Origin of the sequence: Martelella sp. NC20 (assembly GCF_013459645.1) — a bacterium.
GTDB lineage: Bacteria > Pseudomonadota > Alphaproteobacteria > Rhizobiales > Rhizobiaceae > Martelella.
The window spans coordinates 1,824,377-1,840,001 of record NZ_CP054861.1; the positions used below are offsets into that span (position 1 = coordinate 1,824,377).

General features: G+C 64.4%; 10 protein-coding genes. 6 read left to right on the forward strand and 4 right to left on the reverse strand.

The window, feature by feature from the left end; all coding sequences use genetic code 11:
* Nucleotides 1–244 precede the first annotated feature (244 nt).
* Entirely contained in the window at nucleotides 245–1,819 is a 1,575-nt protein-coding gene (locus HQ843_RS08810; protein WP_180898801.1) for a phytoene desaturase family protein, read from the forward strand.
* 10 nt (nucleotides 1,820–1,829) lie between these two features.
* On the opposite strand, the gene HQ843_RS08815 is transcribed toward HQ843_RS08810, so the two are convergent.
* The 4 genes from HQ843_RS08815 to HQ843_RS08830 are packed head-to-tail and all read right to left on the reverse strand — an operon-like array spanning nucleotide 1,830 to nucleotide 6,468.
* Nucleotides 1,830–2,720, reverse strand: a complete 891-nt coding sequence (locus HQ843_RS08815; protein ID WP_180898799.1) for an intradiol ring-cleavage dioxygenase — start codon at nucleotides 2,718–2,720, stop codon at nucleotides 1,830–1,832.
* Between the two features lie 12 nt (nucleotides 2,721–2,732).
* Nucleotides 2,733–3,803, reverse strand: coding sequence for a maleylacetate reductase (locus HQ843_RS08820; RefSeq protein ID WP_246710322.1), 1,071 nt, complete (start codon nucleotides 3,801–3,803; stop codon nucleotides 2,733–2,735).
* A gap of 23 nt (nucleotides 3,804–3,826) precedes the next feature.
* Nucleotides 3,827–5,545, reverse strand: coding sequence for an extracellular solute-binding protein (locus HQ843_RS08825; protein WP_180898797.1), 1,719 nt, complete (start codon nucleotides 5,543–5,545; stop codon nucleotides 3,827–3,829).
* 41 nt (nucleotides 5,546–5,586) lie between these two features.
* Nucleotides 5,587–6,468: an NAD(P)-dependent oxidoreductase gene (locus HQ843_RS08830; protein ID WP_180898795.1), complete on the reverse strand. Its 882-nt coding sequence runs from the start codon at nucleotides 6,466–6,468 to the stop codon at nucleotides 5,587–5,589.
* A gap of 211 nt (nucleotides 6,469–6,679) precedes the next feature.
* Here HQ843_RS08830 and HQ843_RS08835 point away from each other — a divergent pair, with 211 nt between their 5' ends.
* The 5 genes from HQ843_RS08835 to polA all read left to right on the forward strand — a co-directional run bounded on the left by HQ843_RS08835 (nucleotide 6,680) and on the right by polA (nucleotide 15,614).
* Nucleotides 6,680–7,399, forward strand: coding sequence for an SDR family NAD(P)-dependent oxidoreductase (locus tag HQ843_RS08835; protein WP_180898793.1), 720 nt, complete (start codon nucleotides 6,680–6,682; stop codon nucleotides 7,397–7,399).
* A gap of 277 nt (nucleotides 7,400–7,676) precedes the next feature.
* Nucleotides 7,677–8,855, forward strand: a complete 1,179-nt coding sequence (locus HQ843_RS08840) for a substrate-binding domain-containing protein (RefSeq protein WP_180898791.1) — start codon at nucleotides 7,677–7,679, stop codon at nucleotides 8,853–8,855.
* Nucleotides 8,856–8,923: 68 nt separating this feature from the next.
* A complete protein-coding gene (locus HQ843_RS08845) occupies nucleotides 8,924–11,470 on the forward strand; it encodes an ATP-binding cassette domain-containing protein (protein ID WP_180898789.1) in 2,547 nt (848 codons plus the stop codon).
* Between the two features lie 35 nt (nucleotides 11,471–11,505).
* The gene (locus HQ843_RS08850; protein WP_246710323.1) at nucleotides 11,506–12,519 is read left to right on the forward strand and encodes an ABC transporter permease; all 1,014 of its coding nucleotides are present in this window, start codon (nucleotides 11,506–11,508) and stop codon (nucleotides 12,517–12,519) included.
* A 146-nt stretch (nucleotides 12,520–12,665) separates the two neighbouring features.
* On the forward strand, nucleotides 12,666–15,614 hold the full coding sequence (polA, locus tag HQ843_RS08855; protein WP_180898785.1) for a DNA polymerase I: 2,949 nt from the start codon (nucleotides 12,666–12,668) through the stop codon (nucleotides 15,612–15,614).
* The last annotated feature ends 11 nt before the right edge of the window (nucleotides 15,615–15,625 follow it).

A 15,625-nucleotide genomic window follows, 5' to 3' on the forward strand; every position in this document is an offset into this window, starting at 1 on the left:
GCGGACGTTGCCGACGAGCCTATGAAAGAAAATATGATAATGCAAGGATCATGCTGATGCGGAGGCAATTCTTCCGGCAATGGGAGCATGCCTGTCGCAAACGGAGGCAATTGCATAAATCGTTGGCATAGTGGCAATCTTGCCGCAGGTTATTGCGGTCTGTCCGGAAAAAATGCTCTTCTGGCGCCAAGGAATTATGTATGCATATAGGTATATCTGATCGAAGGGGACGCGGATGGCGACAATGACGGTTTATGATGCGGTGATCATCGGGGCAGGCCACAACGGTCTTGCTGCGGCCGTCCATCTCACCTCGAAGGGCTGGAAGGTCTGCGTCGTCGAGGCGGCCGACGAGGCCGGCGGCGCGGTCAAGACGCAGGACCTGACCGAGCCCGGCTTTCGCCACGATTTCGGCGCGATGAACCTGTCGATGTTTGCCGGCTCCGCCTTCTTCGCCGCCCATCGCGAGGCACTGACGGCGGCGGGGCTGGAACTGGTGCCGGCGCCGCATTGCTTTGCAAGCGTCTTCCGTGACGCAACCGCGCTCGGCGTCGGTCCCGACCTTGCCGAGACCAAAGCCGGCATCGCGGCGCTGTCGCAAAAGGACGCCGAGGCCTGGGAGCGGATGCTTGCCGATTTTTCCCGCGACGCGCTGCATATCTTCGCGCTGATGGGCGCGCCGATGCCCTCCTTCCAGACCGCAAAGGCGGTGTGGAAGGCCTGGCGGACGCTGGGCACGCAGGGGCTATACCGGCTGGCGCGCCTGCTGGTCGCAACCCCGCGTGATTTCCTCGACCGGCATTTCGAGAATGAAAAGCTCAAGGTGATGATGGCGACCTGGGGCCTGCACCTCGATTTCGCGCCGGATGTCGCGGGCGGCGCGCTGTTTCCCTATCTGGAATCGATGGCCAACCAGGCATTCGGCATGGTCATCGGCAAGGGCGGCGCCGATACCATCATTCGTGCGATGACCCAGGTGGTAAAAGACAGCGGCGGCGATATCGTGCTCGGCGAGCGGGTCGCGAACGTCGAACTGGACAAGGCCGGCAAGGCGACGGGCGTGACGCTCGCCTCAGGCCGGACGATTGCGGCCCGCAAGGCCGTGATCGCCAATGTCCATCCGAAACTGCTGTTTGCCGATCTCGTGCCTCGGAACGGGCCGAAGGGAAACCTTGCCGGCACGTTCGAGAAATTCCGCGCGGGGCCGGGCACGATGATGATCCATCTGGCGATGGACGACCTGCCGGCGTGGTCGGCGGGGAGCGATCTGCGTGACTACGCCTATATTCATATCGCGCCGGACATGCGGATGATGTCGCGGCTTTATGCCGAGGCGATGGACGGGCTGTTGCCGGGCGAACCTGCGCTCGTCGTCGGCCAGCCCACGGCGATCGATCCCGCGCGCGCTCCCGAGGGCAAGCATGTACTGTGGGTGCAGGTGCGGGTGCTGCCGGCCGAAATCCGGGGCGATGCCGCGGGCGAGATCACCGAGACCGACTGGGACGAGGCCAAGCATGTCTATGCCGAGCGGGTGCTCGATATCATCGAGGCCCATGCGCCGGGAACCCGGGCGAAAATCCGTTCTCGCGCGGTGTTCTCGCCGCGCGATCTGGAGCGGGCGAACCCGAACCTGATCGGCGGCGACAGCCTGTCCGGCTCGCACCATCTCGACCAGAACTTCCTGTTCCGCCCCGCCGCCGGCTATTCCCGCTACAACACGCCGGTGCCCGCGCTCTATATCTGCGGCGCGGCGACCTGGCCGGGCGCTGGAACCGGCGCCGGCTCGGGCTTCATGCTGGCGAAGATGCTGGCCGGCTGAGACAGGGCGGCTACGTCTTCAGGCGCTCCAGGATGAAATCGTGCTCTACGCGCCAGAACCAGCCTTCGCGTCCCGAGGCCGCGATCTCGCCGGCATCCTCGATCTTCCGGAACCCTGCCATCAGGCTTTCCTTCACGCCGAACACGGCGTCGGAGTTGATATAGGGGTCGTCGGGATCGAAAATGTGGGTGGTCAGCGTCTTGTAGCCGTCCGCCGACAAAATGTAGTGGAGATGGGCGGGGCGGTAGGGATGGCGTCCGAGCGCGCCCAGAAGCCTGCCCACCGGCCCGTCATCGGGGATGGCGTAATATTTCGGCCGCACCCCCCAGAACCGGTAGCGCCCGTCCGGGCCGGTGCGGAACCGGCCGCGCAGATTGAACTCCGGCTGAATGCCCTGCTGCTGGACGTCGTAAAATCCCTCGTCATTGGCCTGCCAGACATCGATCAGCACGTTGGCGACCGGATTGCCGGAAAGATCGCGGATCGTGCCGCGCACCTCCATCTGCTCGCCCTTGCCGTCGAGGCAGATATCGGCCCCCATCTCCATCAGCGGCGCGTCGTCGACATGGAAGGGGCCGAGCACGGTCGATTCGCTGGCCCCGGATGGTTTGCGGTTGTTGATCGCGTCGACCAGCATCGAGACGCCGAGAATGTCGGACAGGAGAATATATTCCTGTCGCCATTCATTGCAGATCTGGCCGGTCGCCGTCAGAAACCGGATCGCCTGCATCCATTCCTCTTCCGTCGGCTCGATTTCCTTGACCGCTTCATGGAGGTGGCGGGTGATCACCGCCATCACTTCGGCAAGGCGGGCGTCCTTCGCTTTCGCATTGCGGGCGATGACGACCTCGGCCGATTCCTCCTCGGTGAAATAGCCGCTTTCGGTGGTGTGCTCGTGCATGTCTGTGGCCTTTCAGAATGTCTCGGGGCGATCGCCGTGAAGGGCGGCCGTCAGGATGCGGGCGATATCGTCGGTGTCGAACGCGCGCGGGTTGTCATAGCGGTCCGTGCCGGCGATCTCGGCAGCGCGGGGAATATCGGCCGCGCTGAAACCGAAATCGGCAAGCGCAAGCGGCGCGCCGGCGGCCTTGGCGAAATCCCAGAGCCCGCCGCCGAGCGGATCGCCGAAGATGTCGCTTGCCGGCTTGAGGGCTGTCTTTGCCGCCATGGCGTTGAAGCCGGCGGTATGCGGCAGCAGGATCGCGTGGGTTTCGGAATGGGGCAGGTTGAAGGAGCCGCCGAGCACATGGCAGAGCTTGTGATGCAGCCCCATCGCCGCCTGTCCGAGAACGGTGGCGCAAAGCCATGCGCCATAGAGGGTTTCGCGTCGTCCCTCGTGATCGGCGCTGTCGGCGATGATGCGCGGCAGGCCGCGATGAAGGGCGGCAAGTCCGGCCGCCGCCATCTGGCTGATCACCGGATTGCCGTCCGGGGCGTAGAGCGCTTCCACGGCGTGGGCCGCGGCGTTGAGCGCGGAGCTGACGGTCAGCTTTTCCGGCAGCGACAGCGTCAGCGACACGTCGTAGATCACGGTATCGGGACGGATCGCGGGGTCGCGCCGCGTGGTCTTGTTGCCGTTCTCGGTCTCACCCAGAATGTCGGTCATCTCGGAACCGGCATAGGTCGTGGGGATCGCCAGATGCGGCATGCCGGTGCGGATCGAGATCGCCTTGCCGAGCCCGATCGTCGATCCGCCGCCGATGGAGACCACGCAGTCGGCCCCGGTCGATTTCGCGATTTCGAGCGCCTTTGCGGTCACGTCCGTCGGCGTGTGCATCGCTGCCTCTGAGAAGCGGCCGGCGGCAAGTTCGCCGAGATCCGAGACGAGTCGGTCGGCCTCCGCGCTCTGGTGGGCGGTGGACAGCACCAGCGCTGCCCGCCCGCCGAGCTTTTCCACCTCGTCGCGTGCCCTGGAAAGCGTACCGGTGCCGAACAGCACGCGGGTCGGAATGCCCTTGAAGACGAAGTCATCGATTGTCGACATGTTGGCCTCTTTTTGGTGGAAGGTCAGGCGTAGTTCTCTGTGGCCGTCTGGCGGGTTGAAAGCAGGCCGTCGATTGCGCGCTGGGCGCGCTCCAGCGCCTCGCGGTCGGTGATGTCGCCGCGTAGCGCTGTGTGGATTTCGCGGCCGAGCACGGCCTCGATCCCGTGATATTCCGGCACGGCGGGGCGCGACCAGGTGCAGACCGAGTTGGATTTCAAAAGCCTTGCGACCACGCCCATCACGGGTGAGCTTGCGGCGGCCTCGGGATCGGCGGCGACGGAAAAGCGCGGGGCGACCGGAAAGCCTTCCGACACATGCTCCTTCATCACCTCGGGCGAACACATCCAGCTGATCGCGTCGAAGGCGAGCGCGACCCGGTCTTCATCGAGATTGGTCGGGATCATCAGGTGGAAGCCGCCGACCGGATTGGCATGCATGCCGGCCTTGCCCTTGGGCTGTTCCAGGTAGCGCATCCGGCGCGAAACCACGGATTTGACGTGATATTCCATCAGCGCCGCATGCATCGACCAGCAATAGCCCATCACCGCCTTGCCGGTCAGCAGCGCCTCGACCCTTCGGTCCCAGTCCATTTCGAGAATGTTCGGTTCCGACACGTCGACGAGGCGGTGCATGTAGTCCAGCACCTCGAATGCCTGGTCGGTCAGCACCTGGCCGCGCAGCTTGTCGGAGACCAGATCATGCATCGGCATATGGATGCGGCGGCGCGGCAGATTGAGGCAGGCGGTGTTGCAGGAGCCGAGCAGCACCATGAAGGTGCTGGCGATCGGCATGCCTTCCGCCGCGTTCCAGGCGACGCCGTAAACGCCTTCGGACGGGCGCTGCAACGCGCGGGCGGCGTCGATCACCTGATCGAAGGTGCGGGGATAGGGATGGCCGGCGCGTTCGAAAATGTCCTGGCGGGCGAGAAACAGCTCGACCGTGGTGTAGATCGGCACGCCGTACTGGGTGCCCTGCCAGGCGCCGGAGTCCCAGACCATCGGCGAGAAATCGAGCGGCTGGATACGGCTTCCGGCGATCAGGTCGTCAAGCGGGCGCACCAGCCCGCGATCGACGAGGTCGCCGACCCACGGCTTGTTGACGCAGATGACGTCGAATTCGGAACTCCTGCGCGCGCCGTTTTCGATGATCCGGTCGTAAAGCTGGGGCAGCGGCAGGAGATCGACATTCTGGATCGAGCCGATATTGGCCCTGAGATCGGCCCAGGTATTGCGCAGCGCCTCGAAATAATTGTCCTTGCGGAACAGGAAGCGCAGTTCCTTGCCGCCGGAAACGTGGTGGCTCTGCAGGCGCGGCGGCGGGATCACGACGCGGGAGAAATTGGAGCCGCCGAAATAGAACCCGTCGACATCCTCGTCGGAATTGATGGTGCCGAAGGTGCGGCCGATCGTGGCCTTGACGCTGCGGCAATAGGCCATGAAGCGCTCCTGCAGCTTCTCGCTCGGGCGAACGTAGAAGCTGCGGCCGGTGGCGGTGCGCGGATCGAGCACGATATTGCCGTCCTCGATCATCTGGCTGATATGGCGCATCGCTGTGACGAAGGGAACGCCGCCGCTTTCGGCGAGCGCGCTCTTGGTGATGTCGCGGCCGGTCAGATGGGCCTGCATCAGCGACAGCGTCAGCGCGAAAACCGGGTCGCCCCTGCTTTCGGCCACGACCGCGCTGAACGGACCGTTGAGGTCGTTCAGGAAATCGATGATACGCAGCATCTCATATTCGGTCATTCGACGGTCCCCTCCCAAGGACCCTCCCATGCGCTGGCGCTTCAGCCGGGGCGTGACGAATGGTCCCTGATCCAGTCCACCAGCGCGAAGAAATCGCGCCCCTGCATGCCGTCCTCGGCGGCGGCCTCGTATTGCTTCAGGATCAGCGCGCTGACTTCCATATCTATATGCTCGCTGTTCGCCGCGGCAAGGATCAGCGAAAAATCCTTGACCATCTGGTCGAGCCGGAAGGCGGGGGTTGCCGCGTCGACCACCACGGTCTCCCGCTTGTAGCCGAGCAGCGGCGAACTGACCGCGCTTTTGAGGATGACATCCATCATCCGGGCGCGATCGAGGCCGCCATGTTCGCCGAGCAGGATGGCCTCGCCGAGGACGGAGGCGGATGCGCCGACAAGCGTGTTGAGCACGAGCTTCATGAACCGCGCCTCGTCCGCGGGGCCGAGATAGAAGCGCTCGTTCGAGAAATGGCTGACGAGCGGCTCGGCTTCCTTCCAGGCGCTTTCGTCACCCGAGACGAGCACGGTGAGGCCGGCGGCGGCCGCGATCGTGGTGCTGCCGGAAACCGGCGCCCGCAGATAGCGGATGCCATGATCGGCAAGCGCGCGCGCGGCCTCCTCGGAGGCTTTCGGGCTCACGGTGCTGGTGTCGATCAGGATCGCGTTCTTTGCCATTGCGGGCGCAAGCGCTGCGACCACGCTTGAAAGGGCCGCGTCGTCGGGGATCGAGGTGAAAATCACGCCGCATGCGCCGCCGACCGCCTCGATGCTCGCCGCCGCCCGCGCGCCGGCCTCTTCCATCGCCGCGATGTTTTCGGCCCGGGCGTCGAACACGGTCACGCCGACGCCGGCGTCCAGAAGATGACCCGCCATCGGCGCGCCCATTTTTCCGACGCCGATCCAGCCGACCGCTTTTGTGGCAGACATAACTACCTCCCTCGATTCCGTTTTCGTGAAACTACGGCCACGGCTTTGGCCTTGGGCGCGCAGTTTCGACCAATCTGGAAAAATTTCATCGCGGGCGCGGCAAAACTTGCGCTGAACTGTTCCGGATCGGGGCTTTCGCGTCGTATCATAATACGGTATTACACGAATATCATGCGCGGAGGCGCTACAAAATCAATCGGGAGGAGAATTTATGCGGCTTGAAGGAAAAGTGGCGCTTGTGACCGGCACATCGCGCGGCATCGGGCTCGGCGTTGTCGAGCGTTTCAGCGAGGAGGGTGCGATCGTCTATGCCGGCAGCAGCAGCAATCCGTCGGGGGTTTACCCCGAGGGGGTGACCGGGCTGAAGCTCGATGTCGCAAGCGAGGATGACTGGGCCGATGCGATCGCGCGGATCATCGCCGAGCGGGGCCGGATCGACTGCCTCGTCAACAATGCCGGCATCGCCGTCTATGACGGGGTCGTCGACGGCTCGACGGAGAACTGGCGCAAGGTTCTGGGCGTCAATCAGGACGGCGTGTTCTTCGGCATGCGCGCTGCGATCCCGCACATGCAGGCGAAAAAGTCCGGGTCGATCATCAATATTTCCTCGATCTGGGGCAAGGGCGCGGTGCCCGGCGCCCACGCCTATCACGCCTCAAAGGGCGCGGTGATCATGATGTCCAAGAACGCTGCGATCACCTATGTCGGCGACGGCATCCGCGTGAATTCAGTCCATCCCGGCTTCATCGATACGCCGTTGACCCAGGCCCAGGACCCCGAAATCAACAGGTTCGTCATCGGCATGACGCCGATGGGCCGGGCCGGCACGCCGCGCGAGATCGCCAATGGTTGCCTGTTCCTGGCGTCTGATGAATCGAGTTTCGTCACCGGTTCCGAACTCGTCATCGATGGCGGCTATCTGGCGCAGTAGCCCGCCGGAGCCGGAAAAATTCCAGAATGGGAATCTTGCGCCGCCGCAATGCCGGCGGCGTTGGCACATTCAGGGATACCGGCCAGTGATGCCAGCCGGCGGGAGGGTTTAAAGCATATTGACGTATGACCGTAATACCGTAATATAGTATTCGCAATTAACGCCGGTCACCCGAGGAGCGTGGCCGTGCGGTTCCCGGCACGTCATCAAGGCGATGCGGGCGGCGATTTTGGGACGGGCGGATGTCCGGCCTTCAAACCAGGGAGAGGAAATAGCAATGACACGTTCTAACGGCCTGAAATGGCCTGCCCGCGCGGCGGCGCTCGCGATGGTGGCTTTGGGTCTGCCGATGACGGCCGGCGCGCAGTCCGCCAATGATTTGTTGATGTCGCGTCTCGGTACCACCGATGTCGGGCCGGTGTTCGTGGAGACCTTCGACAGGGCGGCACTTCCGGTGAGCGACGAGATGCGCGCCAAGGCCATCGAGTGCTGGAACAGCAACCAGTGCGACACCGGTACCGGCGGCGATCTGACGGTGGCCTATGCCGACGGCTTCGGCGAGAACGTCTGGCGCGAAGTCACCAAGATGGAATTCATCATGCAGGCGCTCACCTATCCGGAGATCGGCAGGATCGTCTATACCTCGGCGCGCGGCGATGCCGCCAAGGCGCTGTCCGATTTCCGCGCCTATATCGCGCAGGGCGTCGACGTGATCGTCACCTTCGCCGACCATGGCGAGGCGCTTGCGCCCTCGATCCGGGAAGCGACCGAGGCCGGTATCACCGTGGTGCTCCACAACGGCACGGTCGCCGGCACGCCGGGCGTCGATTACGTCACCAATATTTCCGAAAATATCTGCGATCTCGGCAAGGAATTCGTCAAGGCGGTGCGCACCGGCAATCCCGATGCGGCCAGTATCGCAGCCCTTGGCGGCACCCCCGGCAACCCGCTGTCCTCGACATGGCAGGGCTGCGCCAAGGCAGAGGCGGCAGCGGTCGGCGGACTTGATATCGTCGCAACCGAAGACACCAACTGGACCCAGGAAGGCACGTTTTCGGCGGTCTCCGCGATCCTGTCGCGCTTCGATGATATCGACGGTTATATCTACGATTATGCCGATGGTTTTCGGGGCGGCGTGCGCGCCTACCAGTCGGCGGGCAGGCCGCTCGACATCGTCGTGGCGCTGCGCACCGACGAGCAGGGCCTGTTCTGCGACATGAAGGCGGCCGGGAACCCGAACTTCAAGATCTTCTATTCGTCCGGCCAGAACTACCAGGCTCGTCTGGCGCTGACGGCGGCGATGATGTCGCTTGCCGGTGACGAAATCCCGGCCAATCTCGACGTGCCGTTCTCCATGAAACAGGCCTCCGCCGACCAGTGCGACCCGAGCCTGCCCGACGAGGTTTCGGTTTCGACCATGGTCGATCCCGATACGCTGCGGGCAATGTTCAACTGATCTTCGCATCCGGCATGGCGGGCGGTCTCTGCCCGCCATGCGCTTTGTTCATGAGGGGAGGATAACCCATGTCCGAAATCGTCCTGTCGATGCGTGACGTTTCGAAAACCTATCCGGGCGTGAAAGCGCTGGATGGTTTCAGCTTTGACTGCCGCGCGGGCGAGGTTCACGCCATTCTCGGTGAAAACGGTTCGGGCAAGTCCACCCTGATGAAGATCGCCTCCGGCGCGATCGCGCCCAATGGCGGCACGGTCGAGATCGCGGGACGGATGCTGGAGCGCGCCGATCCGCGCAAGGCATTGTCCTGTGGCCTTGCGACCGTCTATCAGGATGACAGCCTGGTGCGCGAACTGACCGTTGCCCAGAACCTCTACCTCGCCACTGCCCCCGGCGAAGTGCCCTATCGCGCCATGACCGCCTGGGCGGAGGCAAAACTGGCTCCCTTCGGTCTCGGCATTTCTCCCAAAAGTCTGGTCGGCGACCTCACGCCCGCCCATCGCCAGTTCGTCGAGATCGTCAAGGCGCTGCTGTCGAAGCCGCGCGTTTTGCTGCTCGACGAGCCGACCTCGACGCTCGACCATGACGGCGTTGTGCATCTGAGCCGGATCGTGCGTGAACTCGTGGCGGAGGGAACCGGCATCGTCTATGTCAGCCACCGCCTGCCGGAAATCCTCGACCTCGCCGACCGCGTCACGATCCTCAGGGACGGTGTTCACGAGGGCACGTTCGAGGTCACCAGCGAGACCTCCGAACATGAACTGGTGTCGCGGATGATCGGCCGCGATGTCGCGAGCGAATATCCGGCAAAACCCGGCACAATCGTGCATGATCCGGTACTGGTCGTGGACGGCCTGAGCGGCAGCGGCTTCGACGATATTTCCTTTGTCGCCCATCGCGGCGAGATCGTCGGCTTCGCCGGCGCCGAAGGCAATGGCCAGCGCGAGGCGCTGCGCGCGATTGCCGGTCTCAATCCGAGCCGCGCCGGCACTGTCGCCTGTTTGGGCCGCCCCGTGGATGTGACCGAGCCGCGCCATGCATTGCGTTCGGGGGTGCTTTGCCTTTCGTCCGACCGGGCGGGGGAATCGATCTTTCCCGATCTCGGCGTGCGCAAGAACATGACGCTCCCCCGCCTTGGCGATTTCATCCGGCGCGGACTGGTTTCCTCCTGTGACGAGCAGCGCCATGCCGAGGAGATGCGCGATGAATTCGGCGTCGTCGCCGCCACGCTGGAGACCCCGGTGAGCGGCCTTTCCGGCGGCAACCAGCAAAAGGCGGTGCTGGCGCGCTCGTTCCGCACCGATGCCGATGCCGTGCTGATCGACGAGCCGACGCAAGGCGTCGATGCCGGCGCGCGCCACGACATCTATCAGGCGATCCGCGCCAATCTCGGCAAGAGCGGCACGCTGGTGATCAATTCCTCCGATGCCCAGGAGCTTGCCGGCATCTGCGACCGGGTGCTGGTGTTTTCGCGCGGGCGGATCGTTGCCGAGCTTGTCGGGAACGAGGTGACCGAGGAGAACATCGTCTCCGGCTTCCTGCGCGCCCGCGATGCCAAGCAGGCGGGGGAGGATGCGCCCGGCGCGCTGTCGCAGGTGTTCCGCACGCTGATTTCGGGTTCGAACATCTGGTGGGTGCCGCTGGTGTTCCTCGCCGTGCTGACGCTGATCGTCGGCGGCTATGCGGCGATGGAAAGCAAGGTGTTCCTGCGCACGGTCAACATCCGCTACATCCTGCTCGCGACAGCGCCGGCCGCTCTCGTCGCCATGGCGCAGCTCCACGTGCTGCTGGTGCGCGGTCTCGATGTCTCGGTCGGCTCGATGATGAGTCTGACCGTGGTCGCCGCCTCCTACATGATCGCGTTCCAGATGCCGATCCCGATGCAGATCCTCGGGGTTCTGGCCTGCCTTGCCATCGGTCTCGTCGTCGGGCTTGTCAATGGCAGCCTGATCCGCTTCGCCAATATCAACGCGGTGATCACCACCATTGCCATGCTGTCCGTGCTTCAGGGGGCAGCGCTTCTGGCGCGGCCGATCCCTGGCGGCATGATCTCGCAGGAATTCACCGGGTTGATGAAGGAACGGATCGGCTTTCTGCCGGCGTCGATCTTCGTGCTTATCGCCGTTGCCGCCGCGCTCGATTTCTGGCTGCACCGCACCCGGTCCGGGCTTGAGGCCAAGGCGGTGGGTTTTCGCGAGATCGCGGCCCAGCGCAACGGCGTCAGGGTCAATCTGGTGCATGTCCGCGCCTATGTGTTCGCAGCCCTGATGGCGACCGTCGCCGGCTTCTTCCTCGGCTCGGAAGTCGGCGTCGGCGCGCCGACCGTCGGCGCCAATTATGCGCTCACCTCGATCGCGGCTGCGGTTCTCGGCGGGGCGGCGCTTTCGGGCGGGCGCGGCTCGTTTGTCGGCGCGCTTTTCGGGGCGTTGTTCTTCGCGCTGATGGTCAATGTCATCACGCTTCTCGGGCTTTCCACCGCGTTCGGCATCATCGCCGGCGGCGTCATGACCCTGCTTGCGATCTTCCTTTATTCCGGCCTCGGCGAGCTTGAGGCGCTGCTGCTTTCGGCTCTGCGCCGGCGCAGGGTGCTGGCGTCGGCCGAAAAGAGGGCGGCCTGATGCCGGCCCGTGTTTCCAACAGCGATGAGGGTCATATGACCGATTCAACCGTGATCGCCACATATACGCCGACCTCGCGCGCCGGTCGCGGCGGCAGGGGGCGGGTACCGCTGATCCAGATGCAGTTCGCGGCGATCTGGATCGCGCTCGCCATTCTGGTGGCGCTGTGCGCGCTGTTTCTGCCGCGCAGCATTTCCGGCACGTCGGTGACCAGCATCCTGCCTTTCGCGAGCTTTCTGGCGATTGCCGCCATGGGGCAGGCGCTGGTGCTGATGGCGCGCGGCATCGATCTCTCGGTGCCGGCGATCGTGACGCTGTCGAGCACGGTGCTGCTCGGCACATCGGGCGGCGCGGATGGCTCGGCCGTCATCGGCACGGCGCTGGCGCTGGCGCTTGCCATGATGGTCGGCCTCGTCAATGGCGTACTGGTCGCCTGGCTGAAGCTGAACGCGCTGATCGTGACGCTTGCAACCGGCGCGATCGTTGCCGGCCTCACGCTCTGGTATCGCGGCTCGCTCCCGGCGGAAGCCGGGGTGCCGACGGTGCTGGCCGAATTCGGCGAGGCGCGCTTTCTCGGGCTCAACACCACGATCTGGATCACGATCGCGCTGACCGTGGTGCTGACGGTGCTGCTGCGCCGCACCCAGCTTGGCCGCCGGTTCGAGGCCGTCGGCGCCAATCCGCGCGCGGCCTATGCCACGGGCGTCGAGATCCGCCGCTATCAGGCGGGCGCCTTCGTCGCCGCCGCGCTGCTCTACGGCATTGTCGGCGTGCTGCTCTCGGCCTTCATCCGCAACCCGACGCTCGATGTCGGCAATCCCTATCTGCTGGCGCCGATCGCCGCGGCAGTGCTCGGCGGCACGGCAATCTCCGGCGGCATCGGCTCGATGATCGCGGTGGCGGGCGCGGCCCTGTTCCTCACGCAACTCGGCCAGGCGCTGAAGGTGCTGGGACTGGAGACCTCATGGCAGATGATGTTCCAGGGCGTCGCCATCGCGCTCGGCATGTTCCTCTCGGAAGTACAGACCCGCAAGCGGCGGGGTGGGTAGGGCTCTTCGGACGGCCGACAAGCCCGTCGATTTTCCAGTCGGATCTTTTTACCGGTTCTTGCCGATGCTTCAGCGTGGCTTCAAAAGCCGGGTGACCGGGATCGCGGGCCATGGACCTTTGCCGCCCGAGCGGCTATGGATTCGCCATGAAAAAAGACGACCACCTTTTCCTGATTGACGGCTCGGGCTTCATCTTCCGCGCCTTCCATGCGCTGCCGCCGCTGACCCGCAAGACAGACGGCCTGCCGGTTGGCGCCGTTTCCGGTTTCTGCAACATGTTGTGGAAGCTTCTGACCCAGGCGCGCGATACCTCCGTCGGGGTCACGCCGACGCATCTCGCGGTGATCTTCGACTATTCCTCGAAGACCTTCCGCAAGGAAATCTACCCGGATTACAAGGCCCACCGCCCGCCGCCGCCGGAAGACCTGGTGCCGCAATTCGCGCTGATCCGCGAGGCGACGCGCGCCTTCAACCTGCCCTGCATCGAGATGGAAGGCTACGAGGCCGACGACATCATCGCCACCTATGCAAGGATGGCGGTGGAGGCCGGGGGCGATGCCACCATCATTTCCTCCGACAAGGACCTGATGCAGCTCGTCGGGCCGAACGTCCACATGTATGACGGCATGAAGGACCGCCAGATCGGCGTTGCCGAGGTCGTCGAGAAATGGGGCGTGACGCCTGAAAAAATGATCGACCTGCAGGCGCTGACGGGCGATTCGGTCGACAATGTGCCGGGCGTTCCGGGTATCGGCCCGAAGACGGCGGCGACGCTGCTGGAGGAATTCGGCGATCTCGACAATCTTCTCGCCAATGCCGAGACGATCAAGCAGAACAAGCGCCGCGAAAACATCATCGCCAGCCGCGAACTGGTGCTGGTATCGCGAAAGCTGGTGACGCTGAAGCAGGATTGCCCGGTGGATCTGCCGCTCGATGCGCTCTCGCTGGAGCCGCAGGACGGGCCGAAGCTGGTCTCCTTCCTGAAGGCAATGGAGTTCAACTCGCTGACCCGGCGCGTGGCCGAGGCAACCGGGGCCGAGGCCCAGGCGATCGAGGCAGCGCCGGTCGACATCGAATGGGGTGCTGGCGCCCACGGTCCCGACCTCGATCCCGGCGAAGGCGGCGCGGCGACGCCTGCCGCGCCCGGATCGACGGACGGCAAGCGCCCGGGCGATCTGGCTGCTGCAAGGGCCGCGCGGTTTGCCGCTCTGCCGATCAACCGCGACAGCTACGAGACGATCCACGATCTCGCCGCGCTCGAAGGCTGGATAGAGGCGGCGCGCGAACGCGGCCTTGTCGCCTTCGATACCGAAACCACCTCGCTTGACGCGATGCAGGCCGAACTGGTCGGCTTTTCGCTGGCGCTCTACGACGAGGATGCGAAAGACGACGGCGCGGTGATCCGCGCCGCCTATGTGCCGCTCGCCCACAAGGCCGGCCAGGACGATCTGCTCGGCGGCGGGCTTGCCGAGGGGCAAATCCCGTTCGACAAGGCGCTTGAGGCGCTGAAGCGCCTGCTTGAGGACGAGGCGGTGCTGAAGATCGCCCAGAACCTCAAATATGATTACCTCGTGATGCTGCGCCACGGCATCACGGTGAAGAATTTCGACGACACCATGCTGCTGTCCTATGTGCTCGATTCCGGCATGGGCGGGCATGGCATGGACGCGCTTTCGGAAAAATGGCTCGGCCACCAGCCGATCCCCTACAAGGATGTTGCCGGCTCCGGCCGCAACATGGTCACTTTCGACTATGTCGATATCGACCGCGCCACCGCCTATGCGGCCGAAGACGCCGATGTGACGCTCAGGCTCTGGCTGGTGCTGAAGCCCCGGCTTGCCGCCGAGCGGGTGATGACCGTCTACGAACGGCTGGAGCGGCCGCTTCTGCCGGTGCTCGCCCGCATGGAAGAGCGCGGCATTTCGGTCGACCGGCAGATCCTGTCGCGGCTTTCCGGCGAACTGGCGCAGAAGGCGGCAGCCCTCGAGGATGAAATCTACGAGCTTGCCGGCGAACGCTTCAATATCGGCTCGCCCAAGCAGCTCGGCGATATTCTGTTCGGCAAGATGGGCCTTCCCGGCGGCAAGAAGACCAAGAGCGGGCAATGGTCCACCGCCGTGCAGGTGCTGGACGATCTCGCCGCCGAGGGCCTGCCGCTGCCGAGCAGGATCGTCGACTGGCGGCAGATGACCAAGCTGAAATCGACCTATACCGACGCGCTGCCGGGCTATATCCACCCGCAGACGAAGCGCGTCCACACCTCCTATTCGCTGGCGGCGACCACCACCGGACGGCTTTCCTCCTCCGAGCCGAACCTGCAGAACATTCCGGTGCGCACCGCCGAGGGCCGCAAGATCCGCACCGCCTTCATCGCCAATCCCGGCCACAAGCTGCTCTCGGCGGACTACAGCCAGATCGAGCTGCGCGTGCTCGCCCATGTCGCCGATATTCCGCAGCTCAAGCAGGCGTTTGCCGATGGCATCGACATCCACGCGATGACGGCATCGGAAATGTTCGGCGTGCCGGTGGAAGGCATGCCGGGCGATGTGCGCCGGCGCGCCAAGGCGATCAATTTCGGCATCATCTACGGCATTTCCGCCTTCGGGCTTTCCAACCAGCTGGGTATCGAGCGCTCGGAGGCGAGCGACTACATCAAGCGCTATTTCGAACGCTTCCCCGGCATTCGCGATTACATGGAAGCCACCAAGGAGCGGGCCCGGGACGTTGGCTATGTCGAGACGATCTTCGGCCGCAAGATCCACTATCCGGAAATCAGATCCTCCAACCATCAGGTCCGGAGCTTCAACGAACGCGCCGCCATCAACGCCCCGATCCAGGGCTCGGCCGCCGATATCATCCGCCGCGCGATGACCCGGATCGAGCCGGAGCTTGGCGAACGCGGGCTTGATGACCGGGCGAAGATGCTGCTTCAGGTCCATGACGAACTGATTTTCGAGGTGGAGGACGACGCGGTTGACAAGTCCCGCGCCGTGATCGTCGACATCATGGAAAACGCCGCCATGCCCGCCGTTTCGATGGCGGTCCCGCTCAAGGTCGATGCCCGCGCCGCCCATAACTGGGACGAGGCGCACTGAGTTTTTTTTAA

Coding starts and splice junctions, on each gene's coding strand:
- HQ843_RS08850 (WP_246710323.1), top strand. CDS start 11,506: ATGACCGATTCAACCGTGATCGCCACATATACGCCGACCTCGCGCGCC.
- HQ843_RS08815 (WP_180898799.1), bottom strand. CDS start 2,720: ATGCACGAGCACACCACCGAAAGCGGCTATTTCACCGAGGAGGAATCG.
- HQ843_RS08810 (WP_180898801.1), top strand. CDS start 245: ATGACGGTTTATGATGCGGTGATCATCGGGGCAGGCCACAACGGTCTT.
- HQ843_RS08845 (WP_180898789.1), top strand. CDS start 8,924: ATGTCCGAAATCGTCCTGTCGATGCGTGACGTTTCGAAAACCTATCCG.
- HQ843_RS08830 (WP_180898795.1), bottom strand. CDS start 6,468: ATGTCTGCCACAAAAGCGGTCGGCTGGATCGGCGTCGGAAAAATGGGC.
- HQ843_RS08825 (WP_180898797.1), bottom strand. CDS start 5,545: ATGACCGAATATGAGATGCTGCGTATCATCGATTTCCTGAACGACCTC.
- HQ843_RS08820 (WP_246710322.1), bottom strand. CDS start 3,803: ATGTCGACAATCGATGACTTCGTCTTCAAGGGCATTCCGACCCGCGTG.
- HQ843_RS08835 (WP_180898793.1), top strand. CDS start 6,680: ATGCGGCTTGAAGGAAAAGTGGCGCTTGTGACCGGCACATCGCGCGGC.
- polA (WP_180898785.1), top strand. CDS start 12,666: ATGAAAAAAGACGACCACCTTTTCCTGATTGACGGCTCGGGCTTCATC.
- HQ843_RS08840 (WP_180898791.1), top strand. CDS start 7,677: ATGACACGTTCTAACGGCCTGAAATGGCCTGCCCGCGCGGCGGCGCTC.